The organism is Aeromonas sp. FDAARGOS 1409 (assembly GCF_019048705.1).
Taxonomy (GTDB): domain Bacteria; phylum Pseudomonadota; class Gammaproteobacteria; order Enterobacterales; family Aeromonadaceae; genus Aeromonas; species Aeromonas sanarellii.
Genome location: NZ_CP077395.1, coordinates 1,915,099 through 1,932,699, shown reverse-complemented (window position 1 = coordinate 1,932,699; position 17,601 = coordinate 1,915,099). Strand labels below are relative to the sequence as shown.

Sequence of the window (17,601 nt, the reverse complement as noted above, 5' to 3'; positions counted from 1 at the left end):
GCCTCAGGATCAAGGCGCTTCAGGGAGGTAGGATCACATATTTAACCATTGAACAAATGAAAGGGACCGAATGATGTCTCATCCGGTCCCTTGATGACGGCCTCTCCCCGCCGAGGCGTCGCAGCCTGACCTTCACGGCCCCGCGGCGCGGGGTATCAGAGCGCCTCGTCGTCGCTCTCGCCGGTGCGGATCCGCACCGCCTGCAACAGGTCATAGACGAAGATCTTGCCGTCACCTATCTTGCCGGTGTAGGCCGCCTTGCAGATGGCCTCGATCACCCCTTCCACGTTCTCGTCGGCGGTGGCGATCTCCAGCTTTACCTTCGGCAGGAAGTCGACCTGGTACTCGGCCCCCCGGTATAATTCGGTGTGCCCCTTCTGGCGACCGAAGCCCTTGACCTCGGAGACGGTCAGGCCTTCTACCCCCAGGTTGGCGATGGCCTCGCGCACGTCGTCCAACTTGAAGGGTTTGATAATCGCAGTAATCAGCTTCATCTGGTTGCTCCCAATCCATGGTATGTCACGAATGGGTCATCAATTCTTGTGCCAAGTATTTTTATTGTTTATTTTCATTAAGATAGACATCAACCCTTGAGCCATTACGGCTCAGGATCACCAAGGAAGCGCATCTCGCCCCATAATGAGGCACCAAGCTGCACCAGACTCCCTTGATGCACCAAATGAGAGCATCGCCCCATGTTAGTCATCTCCCAGAGCGTGATCATTCCCTGGCATGAGCTGCAGTTCCAGACCATGCGAGCCCAGGGGGCCGGGGGGCAGCACGTCAACAAGACCGACTCCGCCGTCTGGCTGCGTTTCGACTACAGAGACTCCCCCAGCCTGCCCCCCCTCTACAAGGAGGGGCTGGAGAGGCTCGCCGACAGCCGGGTCCACGACGGCTTCATCCAGATCAGGGTCGAGACCCACCGCAGTCAGGACATGAACCGCAAGGAGGCCATGAGCCGCCTGACCGAGCTGCTGAAAAAAGCCGCCTGGCGCCCCAAGGCGCGTCACGCCACCAAGCCGACCCGCAGCGCCCAGCGCAAGCGGGTCGAGGCCAAGAAGCGCAAGGGCGAGATCAAGTCCGCCCGCGGCAAACCCGGGCTGGAGTGACCAGCCTTGCCGCCCTCCGGAGGAGAAGAGGATGCAATACAGTTTTTGCGAGAGTCGTCACGGCCCCCTGCTCGTCGCCATCGATCGGCATGGCCTGCGTTATGTAGAATTCGTCCGGGGAGAGCAGCCGGTCACCCCGACGGCGGAATGGCAACGGGATGATCAGGCCCTGGCCCCCTTCGTCGAGCAGTTCGCCGCCTACTTCGCCGGCCGGCTGCGCCAGTTCGATCTGCCCCTCGCCGCCCGGGGAACGCCGTTCCAGCAGTCGGTGTGGCACGCCCTGTGCGACATCCCCTATGGCGAGACCGTCAGCTACCTCGAGATTGCCCAGGCCATCGGCAACCCCAAGGCGGTGCGCGCCGTGGGCGCCGCCAACGGCCGCAACCCCTTGAGCATCATAGTGCCCTGCCACCGGGTGATCGGTCGCAGCGGCGCACTGACCGGTTATGCCGGCGGCATCCCCATCAAACGCTGGCTGCTGGCGCTGGAGCAACAGACTGCCGACAACTTCACGCTGACCCCCTGACCATCAGGCGGCACCCCATCAAGCGTTGGTTGCTGGCGCAGCAAGCTGCCGGGGATAAGCCCCTTGCGAGGAGGCAAGATAAAACTCTAGTCATTTGAATGAATGCAGCATGAGTCCTGCACCACACAGGCGTCAGGCAGCATTTCCAAAATGAACAGAGTATGAAGAATCGCCTCAGAAGGGCTTCAGACACCGTCAGGCATCATGGCGTCACACTTGGATGGCACGGCTCATCCCTCATCCAGGTGGCACCCATGTGACGCTTCCAATCTGTCTTTTTCCCCGCGCCTCCCCAGAGGCGCTTTTTTTGTCCGTCGTCCGGCCACAAAAAAGCCCGCCGAAGCGGGCTCCTGTCCGATGCGTTGGCATCAGAGCGCGAGGAACAACCCCGCCAGGGAGGCGCTCATCAGGTTCGCCAGCACCCCCGCCAGGATGGCGCGCATGCCGTAGCGGGCGATGAAGGACTTGCGCTCCGGCACCATGGCCCCCAGGCCGCCGATGAGGATCGCCATGGAGGAGATGTTGGCAAAACCGCACAGGGCGAAGGTGACGATGGCCTTGCTCGACTCGTTCAGTGTCTGATCCTGTACTAGGGCGATGAAGGCGACGAACTCGTTGATGACGATCTTGGTGCCGATAAGCGCACCAGCCGCCTGGGCCTGCTCCCAGGGCACCCCGATGAGCCAGGAGACGGGGGCAAACAGCCAGCCCAGGATGATCTGGAAGCTCAACTCCAGCCCCACCAGGTCACCGGCCCAGCCCAGCAGGCCGTTGAGCAGGGCGATCACCCCGACGAAGGCCAGCAGGGTGGCCCCCACGGCAACCGCGATGTTGAGACCCGCCATGGCGCCATCGGCGGCCGCTTCAATGACGTTGGTGGCGCGGGGGATCTCCACGTCCTCGTGATGATCCACCTCTTCGGCAGCGGGCGGCACCAGGATCTTGGCCATGGCGAGCCCCGCAGGCGCGGACATGAAGGCGGCGGCGATCAGATACTTCAGCTCGACCCCTATGCTGGCGTACCCCACCAGGGTGCCACCGGCCACCGAGGCCAGGCCGCAGCTCATCACGGCGAAGAACTGGGAGTCGGACATCCTGGAGAGATAGGGCTTGACCACCAGGGGCGCCTCCACCATGCCGACGAAGATGTTGGCGGTGGCGGAGAGGCTCTCGGCGCGGCCGGTACCCAGCAATTTCTGCAGGCCGCCGCCAAGCAGGGCGATGACTTTGGGCATCAGGCCGATGTGGTAGAGGATGGCGATCACGGCAGAGAAGAAGATGATCACCGGCAGCACGTTGAAGGCGAAGATGAAGCCCAGCTTGAACTTGGCCAGATCCCCGAACAGGAAGGCGATCCCCTCCTGGCCGTAACCGATCACGCTGCTGACGCTTTCGCTGACGCCGTTGAGCGCCTGCTGGCCGGCGGGCAGCCAGAGCACCAGGGCGGCGAAGAGCACTTGCAGGCAGAGGGCGAAGCCTACTGTTCGCAACGGGATACGACGACGATTATCGGAGCAGAGTGCGGCCAGGGCCAGGATGCTCAGGATACCAAGCAGGGCGATCATGGGGATTCCATCCAGTGGGGCAAAAGATGGGCGCGGATTCTGCTCCCCTGCCCTCGCCACTGCAAGCCCGCCTGGTTACAACCCTGTTAGCAAAAACGTTTGCACGATATCGGTTTCGTCAACTGATTGATTTGACTCGACTTTTAAGCCGGACTCAAGCCAGCTTTCTTGCATGGAAACGATCATTCCTCCAGGCCGGACAATTTGCCCCCGAGCCAGGGGGCCAACCGCTGCGCCCAGTAGGGCTCGGGTCCGAAGCACTCCTTGAGGAAGTCGATGAAGAGGCGGATCTTGGGGTCCAGATGCTCCCGCCTGGCATAGACGGCGTGCACCGCCATCTTCTGGTTCGGTTGCCACTGGGGAAGCAGGGGGATGAGCTGGCCGGACTGCAACTCCTTGTCCAGCAGGTAGTTGGCCACATAGGCGATGCCGAGCCCGGCCAGGGCGGCGTCCCGCACCGCCTCCGCCAGATCCACCCGGTAGTTGCCCGCCACCTGCACCGTCTGCCGCTCCTTGCCCTGGCGAAACGACCACTCGTGGTAGCGCCGCTCCCGGCTCTGGTAGGTGATGCAGTTGTGGCGGGCCAGATCCCTGGGATGCAGTGGCGTGCCGTGACTCAGCAGATAGTCCGGCGAGGCCACCAGCACGAAGCCGATGTCCGCCAACCGCTGCCCCACCAGGGCCTCAGGCTTGTCCTCGTAGGTGGTGATCCAGAGATCCAGCCCCTCGTCCACCAGGTTGGTGCGGTGATCGAACAGGGACACCTCCAACTCCAGATCCGGGTAGCGCGCCTGAAACGCCTTGAGCCGCGGGATCACGTGCAGTCGGCCGAAGGACTGGCCCACCCCCAGGTGGAGCACGCCGCTCACCTTGCCGCGGCGCTCCGCCACCATGGATTCCGCCTCCAGCGCCACCGCCACCAGAGCGCGGCAGTGGCGGGCATACTCCTGACCCAGTTCGGTGAGCGCGAAGCGGCGGGTGGTGCGCTGCACCAGCTGGGCCCCGAGCGCCGTTTCCAGCAGGGCGAGCTGCTTGCTGATGTGGGACTTGGAGACCCCGAGCCGGCGTGCGGCCGCCGAGATACCCTGCTCGCGGACCAGGGCGTCGAAGATCACCATTTGGGGAAGACGTTGCAGCACGGCATAACCAGGGTGGATGGCGGGGCCCCATTATTCCAGAGCCGCCCGCCGTGGGATAGGGTCAGCGCCCGAGCGCCTCGAGGATCTGCCGCTTGAGAGGGTCGTCGGCCGGATTCTGGTTGGCGCCATAGCTCGCAATCAGCTTGCCATCGCGGTCCACCAGGTATTTGTGGAAGTTCCAGTTGGGGGCGTCACCGTCGGCGGCGGCCGCCAGCCCCTTGAACAGGGGCACCGCATCCGAGCCCCGCACCGCCACCCGGTTGAACATGGGGAAAGTCACCCCGTAGTCGCGCCGGCACACATCGGCGGTCTTGTTCTCGTTGCCCGCCTCCTGCCAGAAGTCGTTGGAGGGGAAGCCCAGCACCATCAGCCCCTTCTCCTTGTAACCCTGGTAGAGCGCCTCCAGATCCCGGAACTGGCCGCTGTACCCGCAGTAGGAGGCGGTGTTGACCACCAGCACCACCTTGCCCTCGGTCAGCCGGCAGAGGTTGTGGCGCTGGGTGCTGTTGAGCTCCCGCATCTCCACGTTGAAGTAGTCGGGGCAGGCGGCGGACGCCGCGCCCGAGCCGAGCAACAACAGCAGGGTGAACCATTTCATCGACGTGACTCCTCGCGTTTTCTCCATCATACGCAAGATCCCCGAACCTGGTTCAGGGATCAGTGCAGCGGGATCCCGGTCAGCCAGCCGTGGCCCCAGAAGATGAGCAGGGCCGTGAGGGCCAGTCCCGCCCCCAGGCTGATCCCGGTCCCCTGCCAGCTCGCCTCGGGCCGCGGCTTCTGCTGCCAGTCCCGCACCGAAATCCAGACGATGCTGACCAGCGCCCAGAGGCCGATACCGCCGAACAGCACCAGGGAGCGGGCCTCGCTGTTGACCGCCAGATGGGCCCCCGACCAGAGCAGCACCCCGAGCAGTTGGGGATGCACCAGCCAGCGCCGGAAATGGTTCGCGCCCTGGCCTGCGCACAGCAGGATCAGCGAGACGGGCATGGCCGCCATCACCAGAGTCGGCCCCCAGGGAGGCAGGAAATAGAGCGGCAACGGGCTGGCGCTGCGCCAGCCGGCGAGGATGCAGCCGATGGCGACAAACACCAGCAGCGAGAAGAGCCCCTTGTAGCGGTTCTCCCCCAGCCGCTCACGCAGACGGGCGCGATGGGTCGCGGCGAAACAGGGATAGAGGTGCGTCAGGGCAAACAACACTACCCCCAGGGTCAGCAGGATCATGGGTTGTTCCTCAAAGATGGCTCCTCGCAATAATGAGATCACTATGCCGCAAAGCCCCTCGCCAGAATACAAAAACCATATAAAAGACAGCGGGATAATAAAAAAGCCGATCCTGGGATCGGCAAGGTGCGTCAGAAGGTCTGCCGCGAGGCAGCCACATCCGCTACACGGGGCTGGGTGTGGCCGGCGCGTCGCGCCGGCCAGGAGAGGGGCTATTTGCGCAATAGATAGAGGGCGGCCACGTTGCGGGCCGTGAGCTGCAGGTTGGTGGTGGCGGTGGCCAGCGCCTCCGGCAGGGACATGGCGCGGTTGACCACGGCGAACACCGCATCGAGCCCGTGCTCATGCACCACGCCGCAATCATCGGTGAGGCAGCCGGCGATGCCGATCACCGGCTTGCCGAACCGCTTGGCACAGCGGGCCACCCCGATGGGCGTCTTGCCGTGGATGCTCTGGCTGTCGATGCGCCCCTCGCCGGTGATGACGAGATCCGCGTCGGCCACTGCCTCGGCCAGTTTCAGGGCTTCGATGACGATCTGGATGCCGGGCTTGAGCTCGGCGCCGAGCAGGCCCACCAGGGCGGCGCCCATGCCACCGGCAGCACCCGCCCCCGGGATCTCCCTGACCTGCTTGCCGAGCGCCTGCTCGATGCAGTCGGCGTAGCGGGCCAGGTTGGCGTCCAGCTGCGCCACCATCCCGGGGGTCGCCCCCTTCTGCGGGCCAAACACCGCAGAGGCCCCTTTCGGACCGCAGAGCGGATTGTCCACGTCGCAGGCCACCTCGATGTGGAGCCCGGCCAGGCGAGGATCCAGTCCGCTCAGGTCTATGGTCGCCAGCTCGGCCAGACCGGCGCCACCCAACTCGATGGCAGAGCCATCGTCCTTGAGCAACTTGCCGCCGAGGGCCTGGATCATGCCGGCGCCGCCGTCGTTGGTGGCACTGCCGCCGATGCCGAGGATAAGGTGAGTCACCCCCATCTCCAGCGCCGCCAGGATGAGCTCGCCGGTGCCAAAGCTCGAGGTATGCAGGGGATTGCGCCGCTCGGGCTCCACCAGATGCAGGCCGGAGGCGGCCGCCATCTCGATGACGGCCCGCTCGCCATCCCCCAGCAGACCGACGAAGCCCTGCACCCGGTTGCCGAGGGGGGCGGTCACCTCCACCGGCAGGATGCGGCCGCCGGTGGCGTCCACCAGGGACTGCACCGTCCCCTCGCCGCCATCCGCCATGGGCAGCTTGACGTAGGTGGCGTCGGGCAACACCTGCTTGAAACCGGCCTCGATGGCATCGGCCACCGCCATGGCGCTCAGGCTCTCCTTGAATGAATCCGGGGCGATCACAATTTTCATATCAGTTCCTTAGGCGAGACCGAACACGCCAAACATCAGGGTGGAGACGGCGGCTATGGTCAGACCGACGGCGGTTTCGTAGGGGATGAGCTTGAGCCGCTCGCCGACGCCCATGTGGACGCTGCCGCCGGTGGCATGGAAGAAGGAGCCGTGGGGCATGTGGTCGAACACAGTGGCCCCGGCGTGGATCATGGCGGCCCCCGCCAGGCTGCTGATGCCGAGCTCGATCAGGGTGGAGCTGAACACGTTGGAGGCGACGACGGTGCCGGCGGTGGTCGAGGCGGTCGCCAGCGACATCAGGGCACCGGAGATGGGGGCCAGCAGATAGGAGGGCAGACCGGAGGCGGTCAGGCCGCTGATCAGCACATCCTTGAGACCGGAGTTGGCGATGATGCCCGCCAGGGTACCGGTCCCCAGCAGCATGATGGCCACCGGCGCCATGCGGGCCAGACCCGAGACCGCAAACTGGTTCACCTTGCCGAACTTGCCCATCATCAGGGCACCCACCAGACCGCCGAGGGGCAGCGCGATCAGCGGATCCACGACGATACCGGCCACAGGACGCAGGGCCAGCAGCAGTATGGCCACCAGGGGCGCGCTGATGGCGGCGGCAAAGCCGGGCAGCTTGCTGCCATCGAAGCTCACCACCTCGTCGGCCGCGACCTTGCTGCCCCTGTTGTTCAGGCGCTTGGCGAGCCAGTAGGCCATCACCAGGCCGAACAGACCCGGGATGATGCCGGCTGCCATCACAGAGGTGAGGGGCAGGTGGAAGGCGTCGGACGCGGCGATGGCGTTGGGATTGGGAGACATGACGTTGCCCGCCTTGCCGCCGCCTATCATGGCCAGCAGGATGGCCGCCTTGGAGAGATCGGCACGGCGGGCGATGGCGAGCGCTATGGGGGCGACCGTGATGACGGCCACGTCCACGAAGACACCGACCGCGGTCAGGATCAGGGTGGCCAGGGCCAGCGCCAGCAGGGCCCGGGTCTCGCCGAGCTTCTTGACTATGGTCTCGGCGATGGTGGTGGCGGCGCCCGATTCGATGAGCACGCCCGCCAGTACCCCTGCCGCCAGGATCCGCATCACCGCCGTGGTGATCCCCTGGGCGCCGCCGATCATCAGGGCGACGGTCTGGGTCAGATCGGCCCCGCCGATCAGGCCGCCGGCCAGGGCGCCGACTATCATGCCGTAGGCGGGCGGCACCTTCTTCAGGATGAGGAAGATGGCGATGGAGAGCGCGGCGAGAGCGCCGAGCGCGGATACAGGGATCATGACGGGCACCTTTTGTTGTAATGAGTGGCCGCCATTATGGGGATCCCGGGCCGGAATGCTTTGGTCAGAAAGCCAAACTTTTCGCTGCCATCCCGATTTTTTTTGTTCAATCGAACAAATCAGCCGTCGAGATTCAGGCCGAGATAGAGCAGGAATTTGTCGTCTAACTTGTTGAAACTCAAGCCTGTTATCTGCTCTATTCGGGTCAGCCGGTAGCGCAGGGTGTTGGGATGGATGAACAGGGCTTCGGCACAGGGATGCAGATCACAATCCTGCAAGAAATACTGGCGCAGCGTCTTCTGCAGTACCCCCTTGGCGTCCTCCCTTGCCAGCCTGAGCAGGGGGGCGCGCAGCTGATCCGCCTGCCAGGAGTCCGCCAGGCTGCCGAGCAGCACCGGCAGCCGGTAATCCTCGAAGAAGTAGACCTGCTTGCGCGGCGCCTGGCGCATACCCCGGCGCAAGGTGTCCCGCGCCGTCTGGTAGGAGAGCGCCAGCCCTTCGATCCCGGCGAAGTAATCACCCACCCCGATGCGCACCCGAAAGTGGGGGATACGGGTCAGCAACTGCCTGATGCGGCTGCGCTCCTGCGCCGACTGCCAGACGCCGTCACTGAGCTGGGCCGGTTTGAGCACCACTATCTCGTCCAGGCCGTTGATGGCCACCAGGTTGTCCCGCTCCGGGTTTTCCAGCAGATGCACCAGTTCCCGCAGACGGGCGGGCTCCGCTTCCTCCAGCGCCAGCACGGCCACCACCCTGGGCTGGGCCAGATCCAGCTCGAGGAAGCGGGCCGCCTGCTGCAACTGATCGACCCGCCCCTCGCCGCGAATGAGCTGCAGCACCAGCTCCTCCTTGTGGCGCTTGTCCCACTGCAACTGCTCGGTGAGCGCCGCCTGCTCCAGGATCAGCTCGGCGGTCATGCGCACCAGCTCGGCGTAAGCACGAACGATGTCCGGATCCCCCGAGATGCCGATCACCCCCAGCAGCTCCCCCTGATAGGCGATGGGCAGGTTGATGCCGGGCCTTACCCCCTTGAGCTGACGGGCGGTGGCGTCGCTGATCTCCACCACCCGGTTCTCGGTCAGGGCCAGCACGGCCCCCTCGTGGCGCTGGTGCAGCCGCTCCGGGTTGCCGGAGGCGATGATCAGGCCCCGCTCGTCCATCACGTTGACCGAGAACGATAGTATCTTCATCGCCCTGCTCACTATCTGCCGGGCCAGGGTCTCGTTTAACTGCATAACATCTCCAACACGGGGACCGGGCTGGCTGTAAAGTGCCGGCGCCGGGGCAAAGATCCCACATCTTCAAGACAAGTGCGGGGGGGATCGCTAGAATAGGCCACTTTACGCCATCTGTGCCCCGCCCTGGATCAGGGATCCGGCGTCATGCCGCACCGTGGCAGGGTGGCTCCACCCATCCGGTATGGACTCCGCTATGGATTATGAATTTCGCCGCGACCCGTTCGGTGGCTATCGCGCCCGGTTCTCCATGGGCCACGAGGCCATCGGCCAGTGGCTGATCGACGAAGTGGGCAAGGACGAGGAGAAGCTCGACGAGCTGTTCGCCGTCATCGACCAGCTCTCCGGCCGGACCCGCACCGAATATCGGCTGCTCGGCGGCGACTACTCCCTGCTGCTGACCCACGAGGAGGCCGAGGTGAAGGCCAATGTCCTCAATATCGAGCAGGACGAGGATCTCGACGATCTCGCCTACTACGATGATGAACAGCTGGCCATGTGCGGGCTGGAAGACTTTGCCCAGGTGCTTGTCTCCTGGCGCGCCTTTATCCGCAACGAGGATATGGGCTGATCTCTCATATTTCGGGCGAGCATGCCCATTGCAACCCAACAGGATTGACTATGTCTATTTACGATTTTGATGACGAACTGCCGGAAGACGAACAGGATCAACCGAAGAAAGCCGCCCAGCCCAAGAAGAAGGGCAAGCAGGTGCTGAACACCCAGGTCAACCTGAGCCCCCGAGACGCCAGCCGCCTGAACGGCATGCACGTGGAGGCCATCACCACCCTGGACGACGTCAGCCTGCCGAAGAACGTGATCTTCAAGGCCGGCCTCATCGCCCTGGGCGAGCTGGAAGCGAGCAAGCGTGCCGACATCATCGCCCGGGTCATCGCCGAATCCGGCCGTTAATCTGGCTTGGGCCCCGTCAGCCTGGCCACCACCTGTCCCCAAAGCCGGAGCCTCAGCTCCGGCTTTTTTATTGTCCAAGCCGGTCAGAAGCCTCGGCAAGATGGTGATCCAGGGCTCCGACCAGTCCATTGCGCCTTGTGCAAGAGGAAGCAGCTCGTTAAGGTGCGCCCCTTGGAACCAACAAGGAGACTCAATGCTGCCACTTCCCGATGCCCTGATCTGGGCCGCCCTGGCCCTGGCCGTGCTGCTTTGCCTCGCCCGCCAACGCACACCCGGCCTGATCCTGCTGGGCATCGCCCTGCTCGGTGCCCTTACCCTTGGCCGCATCACGCCTCCGGCCCTGCTAATCAGCCTCGCCGGACTGCTGCTGGCCTGGCAAACTCCCAGCCTGCCACCACCCTGGCGCCCGATGGCCCTCGCCCTGGTACTGCTCTGGGCCGTCGCCCTGACCCTGCATCTCGTCCCGGGGTTCAGCAATCTGAAGGTGCTGGACCAGGTGCGGGCCGGCCCCGCCAGCGTGCCGTTCAACATGTACCTCAATCTCGACAAGCCGCTGATCTTCTTCGGCCTGTTGCTGGCCTGGCCCGCGCTGCCGGGTCCGGGTGGCCCCCTGCGGTGGCGCCCGCTGGCCCTGCTGCTGTTGCCGCTGTCGGCCCTGCTGATCACCGCCTGGCAACTGGGGGCCCTGAGACCCGAGGTAGGTCTGCCTCACTGGTGGTGGCTGTTCGCCCTCAACAACCTGCTGTTCACCTGCGTGGCAGAAGAGGCGCTGTTCCGGGGCTTTCTCCAGCAGGCCATCACCCGGCGCACCCGGGTCTGGCTGGGCATTCTCATCGCCAGCCTGCTGTTCGGGGTGGCACACCTGGCCGGCGGCCCGCTGCTGGTGTTGTTCGCCACCCTGGCGGGCGCCTGCTACGGCCTGGCGTTCCACCTGAGCGGGCGGCTCGGCGTCGCCATCCTGCTGCACTTTCTGTTCAACTTCGCCCACCTGGCCCTGTTCACCTATCCGCTGGCCAGCCGCTAAGCCCGGGGGAACGGCTCCCTGCGGGCAAAAAAATGCCCCGCACCGGGAGGTGCGGGGCAGCTTGTCAGCACCAAAGTGCTAGTCCACGTAGAAGGTCTGCTGGAAGCTCAGCGTCTGCTGCTGCCCCTCCCCCATGATCGTCAGGGTGAACTGGTAGGTGTCCTCGTTGCGGTAGGGCAACACCGCCAGGTAGTAGATGGAATCCCCCTCCTTCACCTCCTGGAAGCTCAGGGTACGGATGGTGCCGGTGAGGTTCTTGGCCTCCCCGCTGATCCCCACTGCCTGCGCCACCCCCTGCTTGTTCTGCACCGCGATGTTGACGATGCCGTTGTAACGGCTGCGCTCCAGGCCATAGGCCTTGGCCACCTCGGGGGTGAGGAAGCTGGAGTTGAAGGCGCTGTAGTGCACCTGCCAGGGGCCCAGCTCCTTCATCTGTTCGGCCCGCAGTGGCAACGTCATCAAGAGCGCCAGCAGGCAGCTCATCCAGACTGTTTTCATGATGTCATCCTTCTCGTGTTCCACTCTCCAGCAGGGCGGCGATCTCGGCGGGGATCTGCCTCGGCGCCTCGATGGCAACCGTCTTGTGGCGACCCAGCTCTCCCCGCACGATGCGAACCTGCCCCTTGGCCACCTTGCACTGCTTGGCCAGATACCTGATCAGGTGACTGTTGGCCTGGCCATCCACCGGCGGCGCCGTGATGGCCACTTTCAACTCGTCCCCGTGCAAACCGACGATCTGATCCCGGCTCGCCTTGGGCTGGATCATCAGATGCAACACCAGCTCGTCCCCTTCCAGCAGGACGGCGGGCATCAGATCATCCACCACAGCTGACCGAACAGATCCCCCAACAGATAGTTTATGGCCTGCAGCGCGATGAAGGCGACCAGCACGGAGAGATCCAGCCCTCCCAGGGCGGGCAGGATGCGGCGGATCGGCGCCAGGAAGGGTTCGGTCAGCTGGTGCATCACGTATTCGATGGGGTTGCGACCCTGGCTGACCCAGCTCAGGATGGCGCGGATCAGCAGGATCCAGAAGATCATGGAGCCCGCCTTCTTCAGCACGGTGAGCAGTGCAAACAGGCTGAGGGTCAGCCAGTCTGTCAGCAGCACGTTCATGCTCTTGAGCAGCGCCAGCTTGGCGAAGGCGATGAGCAACGCCAGCAGCACCGAGGCCATGTCCAGCCCGCCAAAGCCGGGAATGACGCGGCGCAGGGGCACCACCAGGGGATTGGTCAGCTTGACCACCATCTGGCTCATGGGGTTGTAGAAGTCGGCGCGGGCCCACTGCAGCCAGACCCGCAGCAGTACCACCATGAGGTAGAGATCAAAAACCGTGTTAATCAAAAAGTAAGCCGTGTTCATCCGGGCTCCTTGCTAAAAGAGGGTTCAAAAAAGGGTTTCCATCTCGCCGGCCCGGGTAACGGCCGCCTGCATGGCTCGCGCGGTCAGCGCCATCAGCCCCTGCTCCTGGAAGGTCTTGACGGCCTCGGCCGTGGTCCCCCCCTTGCTGGTCACCTGCTCCCGCAGGGTCTGCAGGGAGAGAGCCGGGTTCTGCTCCACCATGGCGGCAGCGCCCAGCGCCGTCTGCTGCACCAGCAGCCTGGCCTGTTCGGGGGAGAAGCCCATGGCCTCCGCCTCTTCGGCAATCGCCTGCATGAACAGGAAGAAGTAGGCCGGGGCACTGCCCGCCGCCGCGATGACGCCGTTGATGCCGGACTCCTGCTCCACCCAGAGGGTCTTGCCCACCGCCTGCATCATCTGCTCGGCGCAGTCGCGATCGGCCTGCTCGATGCCGGGCGGCGCGTAGAGCCCCGTCATCCCCAGCCCCAGCAGGGAGGGGGTGTTGGGCATGGTGCGGATGATGCGGCCATGGCCTCCCGCCATCTCCTGCAAACGCGCCACCCTGATGCCGGCGGCGATGGAGACGAGCAGCTTGCCCGCCAGCGACCCGAGTTCGGCCACCAGCGTCGTCAGCATGCCCGCCATCAGCTGGGGCTTGACCGCCAGCACGATCACCTCGGCCTCACGGGCCGCCTCGGCATTGTCCTGGGTGACGCGAATGCCAAACCGGCTGGCCAGCTCGTCCAGCTTGGGACGGCTGGGGTTGGCGGCGATGATACGATCGGCCGGGTAGCCGGCCTGGACGAGGCCGGCAATGATACTGCGGCTCATGTTGCCTGCGCCGATAAAGGCGAGAATTCTATGCTGCATCCTGGACTCCTGCTGATGAAATGGCTGCGGAGCCCCGCATGCCCGCCCCGATAAGGACGAGGGTTCTCTGCTGCATCAAACACTCCTGTTGCTGACAGCGCTGCGGATGCCCGTTCTGACCGCCCTGGGCCGGCAATGGCATCAAACGCTCCTGTTGCCTGAAAAAAGCGCAAGCCCCGCCTGACATCGCGGGGGCCTGCTCATGAATAGTCGCGGGCACCGAAGATGGCGGTACCGACCCGCACCATGGTGCTGCCATGGGCGATGGCGGGCTCGAGATCCTCGGTCATGCCCATCGAGAGGGTATCGACACTCGGGTATTGTTGCGCAAGCTCGGTGAACAGAGCCTGCATGCGTGCCATCTGGGCGGCCAGCACCGCCTCGTCACGGGTGTGCTCGGGGATCGCCATCAGGCCGCGCAGCACCAGGCGTTCACTCCGGGCCACCAGGGCGGCCAGGCGGAAAATCTCTTGCTCCGACGTACCGGATTTGCTGCTCTCTCCGCTAATATTGATTTGCAGACAGATATTTAGCGGCGCCAACCCGGCAGGACGCTGGTTGTTGAGACGCTCGATGAGCTTGTCGCGATCGACGCTTTGCACCCAGTCGAACCGCTCCGCCACCAGTTTGGACTTGTTCGATTGCAGCGGGCCGATAAAGTGCCACTCTATGTCTGTGCAGGCGGCCTGCTCACGCAGGGCATCTATCTTGAGGGCCGCCTCCTGGGCGTAGGATTCGCCGAAGCGCCGCTGACCGGCGGCATAGGCGGCCTGGATGTCCACCAGCGGCTTGGTCTTGCTGACCGCCAGCAACTGGATATGATCGGCGCCACGGCCGACGCGTCGGGCAGCCTCTACAATACGTTCCTTTACCTGAAGCAGGTGCTGGGCAATCTGGCTCATATTTCGTTCGTGATCTTGTGATGGGAGAATAACAAATCTATGGATATCACAGAGTTATTGGCATTCAGTGTAAAGCATAAGGCCTCGGATCTACACCTCTCCGCCGGGGTCCCTCCGATGATCAGGGTTGACGGGGAGGTTCGCAAGATCAATTTGCCCGCCCTGGATCACCGGGAAGTCCATGCCCTCATCTACGACATCATGAACGACCACCAGCGCAAGGAGCTGGAGGAGAACTTCGAGGTGGACTTCTCCTTCGAGGTGCCCGGCATGGCGCGCTTCCGGGTCAACGCCTTCCAGCAGGCGCGGGGCTCGGGCGCCGTGTTCCGTACCATTCCGAGCACAGTCCTGACCCTGGACGATCTGGCGGCACCCGAGATATTTCGCAAGATAGCGGAGTTTCCCCGCGGCCTGGTGCTGGTGACAGGGCCGACCGGTTCGGGCAAGTCCACCACCCTGGCGGCCATGGTTGACTACATCAACGACAACTTCCACCACCATATCCTCACCATCGAGGATCCCATCGAATTCGTGCACGAGAACAAGCGCTGCCTGGTCAACCAGCGGGAGGTGCACCGCGACACCAAGAGCTTCAGCAACGCCCTGCGCTCGGCCCTGCGGGAAGACCCGGACATCATACTGGTGGGGGAGATGCGCGACCTCGAGACCATCCGCCTCGCCATGACGGCAGCCGAGACCGGCCACCTGGTGTTTGGCACCCTGCACACCTCGTCGGCGGCCAAGACCATAGACCGTATCATCGACGTCTTCCCCGGCTCGGAGAAGGACATGGTGCGTTCCATGCTGTCCGAATCCCTGCGGGCGGTCATCTCCCAGACCCTGCTCAAGCGGATCGGGGGTGGCCGGGTGGCGGCCCACGAGATCATGATGGGCATTCCCGCCGTGCGCAACCTCATCCGGGAGGACAAGGTGGCCCAGCTCTACTCCGTCATCCAGACCGGGATGACCCACGGCATGCAGACCATGGACCAGAGCCTCAAGCAGCTGGTCAACCGGGGGATCGTCGCCGCCCTCGACGCCAAGGCCAAGGCGGTCGACCCCAACACCATTTAAGCTCGCACACCCAAGGAGATGCCATGGACATGGATGTTCTGCTCGCAGCACTGGTTGAACAAAAGGGCTCGGACCTCTTCATCACGGTCGATGCCCCCCCCACTCTCAAGGTCAACGGGCGCCTGGTGCCGCTCGGAGAAACCCCGCTGGACAGACAGACCGCGCTGGCCCTGGTCAAGAGCAGCCTGGATGCCGAGCATTTCGAACGCTACCAGCACACCCGGGAGGCCAACTACGCCATCCATCGTGAGGGGCTTGGGCGCTTTCGGGTCAGCGCCTTCTGGCAGCAGGACCTGCCGGGCATGGTGCTGCGCCGCATCGAGACCCGCATTCCCACCTTCGACGAGCTGGTGCTGCCCCCGATATTGCAGGACGTCGCCATGGCCAAGCGCGGCCTGGTGCTATTCGTCGGGGCCACGGGCGCCGGCAAATCCACCACCCAGGCGGCCATGCTCGGCTATCGCAACCAGCATGGCGACGGCCACATCCTGACGGTGGAAGACCCGGTGGAGTTCGTCCACCAGCACGGTCGCTGCCTGGTGACCCAGCGGGAGGTCGGCATCGACACCGGCTCCTTCGACGTGGCGCTCAGAAACTCCCTGCGCCAGGCACCGGACGTCATCCTGATCGGCGAGATCCGCAACCAGGAGACCATGGAGTTCGCCATCCAGTTTGCCGAGACGGGCCACCTCTGCCTCGCCACCCTGCACGCCAACAATGCCAACCAGGCGCTGGATCGCATCCTCCACCTGGTTCCCCAGGAGAAGCACCGCCAGTTCCTGTTCGATCTCTCCTTCAATCTGCGCGCCATCGTCGCACAACAACTGCTGCCGAGCATCGACGGGAGTCGCCGCTTCGCCGCCTTCGAAATCCTGCTCAACACCCCCCTCATCACCGACATCGTCCGCAAGGGGGAGATGCATCGGCTCAAGGAGGTGATGACCAAGTCCACCGAGCTCGGCATGCAGACCTTCGATCAGGCGCTGTTCACCCTGTTCTGCGCCGGCCAAATTGGCTACAGTGAGGCCCTTGCCCATGCCGACTCCGCCAACGACCTGCGACTGCTGATCAAGCTGTCGGGGCGCGAGCAGCTGGGTGCAGGTACTCTCGACAACGTCACCCTGGATGAATGAGGGGCGTGCGTCACCGCTATAAAGGATCGTTATGCTGATTGTGGTTTCCCCGGCCAAGACGCTGGATTACGAGTCGCCCCTGGTGACGTCCCGTTTCACCCAACCCGAGCTGCTGGACCACTCCGCCGAGCTGATCGGCCGGGCCCGCCAGCTGAGCCCGGATCAGATCGCCAGCCTGATGAAGATCAGCGACAAGCTGGCCGGCCTCAACGCCGCCCGCTTTGCCCAGTGGCAACCCGACTTCAGCCCGGCCAACGCCCGCCAGGCCTTGCTGGCATTCAAGGGGGACGTCTACACGGGGCTGGCGGCGGACGACTTCGACGACGGGGATCTCGACTTCGCCCAGGAGCACCTGCGCATGCTCTCCGGCCTCTACGGGGTGCTGCGCCCGCTGGATCTGATGATGCCCTACCGGCTGGAGATGGGCATTCGCCTGGACAACGCGCGCGGCAAGGATCTCTACCAGTTCTGGGGCGACATCATCACGGAACACCTGAACCAGGCGCTGGCCGCCCAGGGGGACGAGGTGCTGATCAACCTGGCTTCCGACGAATATTTCAAGTCGGTGCGCCCGAAGACCCTGCAGGGGCGCATCGTCACGCCGGTGTTCAAGGACGAGAAGAACGGCCAGTTCAAGATCATCAGCTTCTACGCCAAGAAGGCGCGCGGCATGATGGCCCGCCACATCATCAAGCACCGCCTCACCAGGGTGGAACAGTTGACCGGCTTCAACGCCGACGGCTACTACTTCGTGCCGGAAGAGTCTGATGCAGGCACCCTGATGTTCAAGCGCGCTGAAAATTAATTACACCCAGCAGGGAACCAAGTCAGGGATCCTCGGGTCTGACTCTGTGAATCCTCTGTTGTAAGCACTTTTTGTTGGCCGACGTTCATGCGTCGGCTTTTTTCTTTTCCACCCCTCGGCAGGC

The 17,601-nt window shown here is 64.1% G+C and carries 21 protein-coding genes; 8 read left to right on the top strand and 13 right to left on the bottom strand.

Going from position 1 to position 17,601, the window contains the following annotated elements; all coding sequences use genetic code 11:
- Positions 1-155: 155 nt before the first annotated feature.
- The gene (glnK, locus tag I6L39_RS09250) at positions 156-494 is read right to left on the bottom strand and encodes a P-II family nitrogen regulator (RefSeq protein WP_005332325.1); all 339 of its coding nucleotides are present in this window, start codon (positions 492-494) and stop codon (positions 156-158) included.
- 201 nt (positions 495-695) lie between these two features.
- Between glnK and arfB the strand changes: the two genes are divergently transcribed.
- The gene (arfB, locus tag I6L39_RS09245; protein WP_042079310.1) at positions 696-1,112 is read left to right on the top strand and encodes an alternative ribosome rescue aminoacyl-tRNA hydrolase ArfB; all 417 of its coding nucleotides are present in this window, start codon (positions 696-698) and stop codon (positions 1,110-1,112) included.
- A 31-nt stretch (positions 1,113-1,143) separates the two neighbouring features.
- Positions 1,144-1,638, top strand: a complete 495-nt coding sequence (locus I6L39_RS09240; protein ID WP_042079311.1) for a methylated-DNA--[protein]-cysteine S-methyltransferase — start codon at positions 1,144-1,146, stop codon at positions 1,636-1,638.
- Positions 1,639-2,006: 368 nt separating this feature from the next.
- Here the strand turns inward: I6L39_RS09240 and I6L39_RS09235 are convergent, their stop codons facing one another.
- The 7 genes from I6L39_RS09235 to I6L39_RS09205 all read right to left on the bottom strand — a co-directional run bounded on the left by I6L39_RS09235 (position 2,007) and on the right by I6L39_RS09205 (position 9,416).
- Positions 2,007-3,203, bottom strand: a complete 1,197-nt coding sequence (locus I6L39_RS09235) for a NupC/NupG family nucleoside CNT transporter (RefSeq protein WP_042079312.1) — start codon at positions 3,201-3,203, stop codon at positions 2,007-2,009.
- 182 nt (positions 3,204-3,385) lie between these two features.
- The gene (locus I6L39_RS09230; RefSeq protein ID WP_042079313.1) at positions 3,386-4,321 is read right to left on the bottom strand and encodes a LysR family transcriptional regulator; all 936 of its coding nucleotides are present in this window, start codon (positions 4,319-4,321) and stop codon (positions 3,386-3,388) included.
- Between the two features lie 82 nt (positions 4,322-4,403).
- Entirely contained in the window at positions 4,404-4,940 is a 537-nt protein-coding gene (locus I6L39_RS09225; protein ID WP_216991616.1) for a glutathione peroxidase, read from the bottom strand.
- 59 nt (positions 4,941-4,999) lie between these two features.
- A complete protein-coding gene (locus I6L39_RS09220; RefSeq protein WP_216991615.1) occupies positions 5,000-5,563 on the bottom strand; it encodes an NnrU family protein in 564 nt (187 codons plus the stop codon).
- Between the two features lie 212 nt (positions 5,564-5,775).
- On the bottom strand, positions 5,776-6,909 hold the full coding sequence (locus I6L39_RS09215; protein WP_216991614.1) for a glycerate kinase: 1,134 nt from the start codon (positions 6,907-6,909) through the stop codon (positions 5,776-5,778).
- A gap of 9 nt (positions 6,910-6,918) precedes the next feature.
- Positions 6,919-8,181, bottom strand: coding sequence for a GntP family permease (locus I6L39_RS09210; protein WP_042079317.1), 1,263 nt, complete (start codon positions 8,179-8,181; stop codon positions 6,919-6,921).
- A gap of 119 nt (positions 8,182-8,300) precedes the next feature.
- Positions 8,301-9,416 (bottom strand): sugar diacid recognition domain-containing protein, encoded by a 1,116-nt coding sequence (locus tag I6L39_RS09205; RefSeq protein ID WP_209793639.1) that lies wholly within the window; start codon positions 9,414-9,416, stop codon positions 8,301-8,303.
- A 196-nt stretch (positions 9,417-9,612) separates the two neighbouring features.
- Between I6L39_RS09205 and I6L39_RS09200 the strand changes: the two genes are divergently transcribed.
- From I6L39_RS09200 to I6L39_RS09190, 3 genes are all read left to right on the top strand, one after another.
- Positions 9,613-9,987 carry a YacL family protein gene (locus tag I6L39_RS09200; RefSeq protein WP_216991613.1) on the top strand — a complete coding sequence of 125 codons (375 nt, stop codon included), beginning with the start codon at positions 9,613-9,615 and terminating at the stop codon, positions 9,985-9,987.
- Between the two features lie 50 nt (positions 9,988-10,037).
- Positions 10,038-10,328, top strand: coding sequence for a hypothetical protein (locus I6L39_RS09195; RefSeq protein ID WP_042079320.1), 291 nt, complete (start codon positions 10,038-10,040; stop codon positions 10,326-10,328).
- Between the two features lie 193 nt (positions 10,329-10,521).
- Complete coding sequence (locus tag I6L39_RS09190) at positions 10,522-11,352, top strand: CPBP family intramembrane glutamic endopeptidase (RefSeq protein ID WP_216991612.1); 831 nt, start codon at positions 10,522-10,524, stop codon at positions 11,350-11,352.
- Positions 11,353-11,430: 78 nt separating this feature from the next.
- Here the strand turns inward: I6L39_RS09190 and I6L39_RS09185 are convergent, their stop codons facing one another.
- The 5 genes from I6L39_RS09185 to I6L39_RS09165 form a co-directional block, all read right to left on the bottom strand.
- Complete coding sequence (locus tag I6L39_RS09185) at positions 11,431-11,850, bottom strand: DUF4426 domain-containing protein (RefSeq protein ID WP_042079322.1); 420 nt, start codon at positions 11,848-11,850, stop codon at positions 11,431-11,433.
- Positions 11,851-11,854: 4 nt separating this feature from the next.
- Positions 11,855-12,163, bottom strand: a complete 309-nt coding sequence (yggU, locus tag I6L39_RS09180) for a DUF167 family protein YggU (protein ID WP_209793642.1) — start codon at positions 12,161-12,163, stop codon at positions 11,855-11,857.
- A complete protein-coding gene (locus tag I6L39_RS09175) occupies positions 12,163-12,714 on the bottom strand; it encodes a YggT family protein (RefSeq protein ID WP_209793643.1) in 552 nt (183 codons plus the stop codon). The genes yggU and I6L39_RS09175 overlap by 1 nt, the downstream gene beginning before the upstream one ends.
- 24 nt (positions 12,715-12,738) lie before the next feature.
- A complete protein-coding gene (gene proC / locus I6L39_RS09170) occupies positions 12,739-13,563 on the bottom strand; it encodes a pyrroline-5-carboxylate reductase (protein ID WP_216991611.1) in 825 nt (274 codons plus the stop codon).
- Between the two features lie 200 nt (positions 13,564-13,763).
- The gene (locus I6L39_RS09165) at positions 13,764-14,465 is read right to left on the bottom strand and encodes a YggS family pyridoxal phosphate-dependent enzyme (RefSeq protein WP_042079326.1); all 702 of its coding nucleotides are present in this window, start codon (positions 14,463-14,465) and stop codon (positions 13,764-13,766) included.
- A 39-nt stretch (positions 14,466-14,504) separates the two neighbouring features.
- Between I6L39_RS09165 and tapT the strand changes: the two genes are divergently transcribed.
- From tapT to yaaA, 3 genes are read left to right on the top strand one after another with little or no spacing between them, the layout of a single operon-like run.
- Positions 14,505-15,539 carry a type IVa pilus ATPase TapT gene (tapT, locus tag I6L39_RS09160; RefSeq protein WP_042079327.1) on the top strand — a complete coding sequence of 345 codons (1,035 nt, stop codon included), beginning with the start codon at positions 14,505-14,507 and terminating at the stop codon, positions 15,537-15,539.
- A 23-nt stretch (positions 15,540-15,562) separates the two neighbouring features.
- Entirely contained in the window at positions 15,563-16,672 is a 1,110-nt protein-coding gene (locus I6L39_RS09155) for a PilT/PilU family type 4a pilus ATPase (protein ID WP_042079328.1), read from the top strand.
- 31 nt (positions 16,673-16,703) lie between these two features.
- Positions 16,704-17,477, top strand: a complete 774-nt coding sequence (gene yaaA, locus I6L39_RS09150; protein WP_216991610.1) for a peroxide stress protein YaaA — start codon at positions 16,704-16,706, stop codon at positions 17,475-17,477.
- Positions 17,478-17,601: the final 124 nt, after the last annotated feature.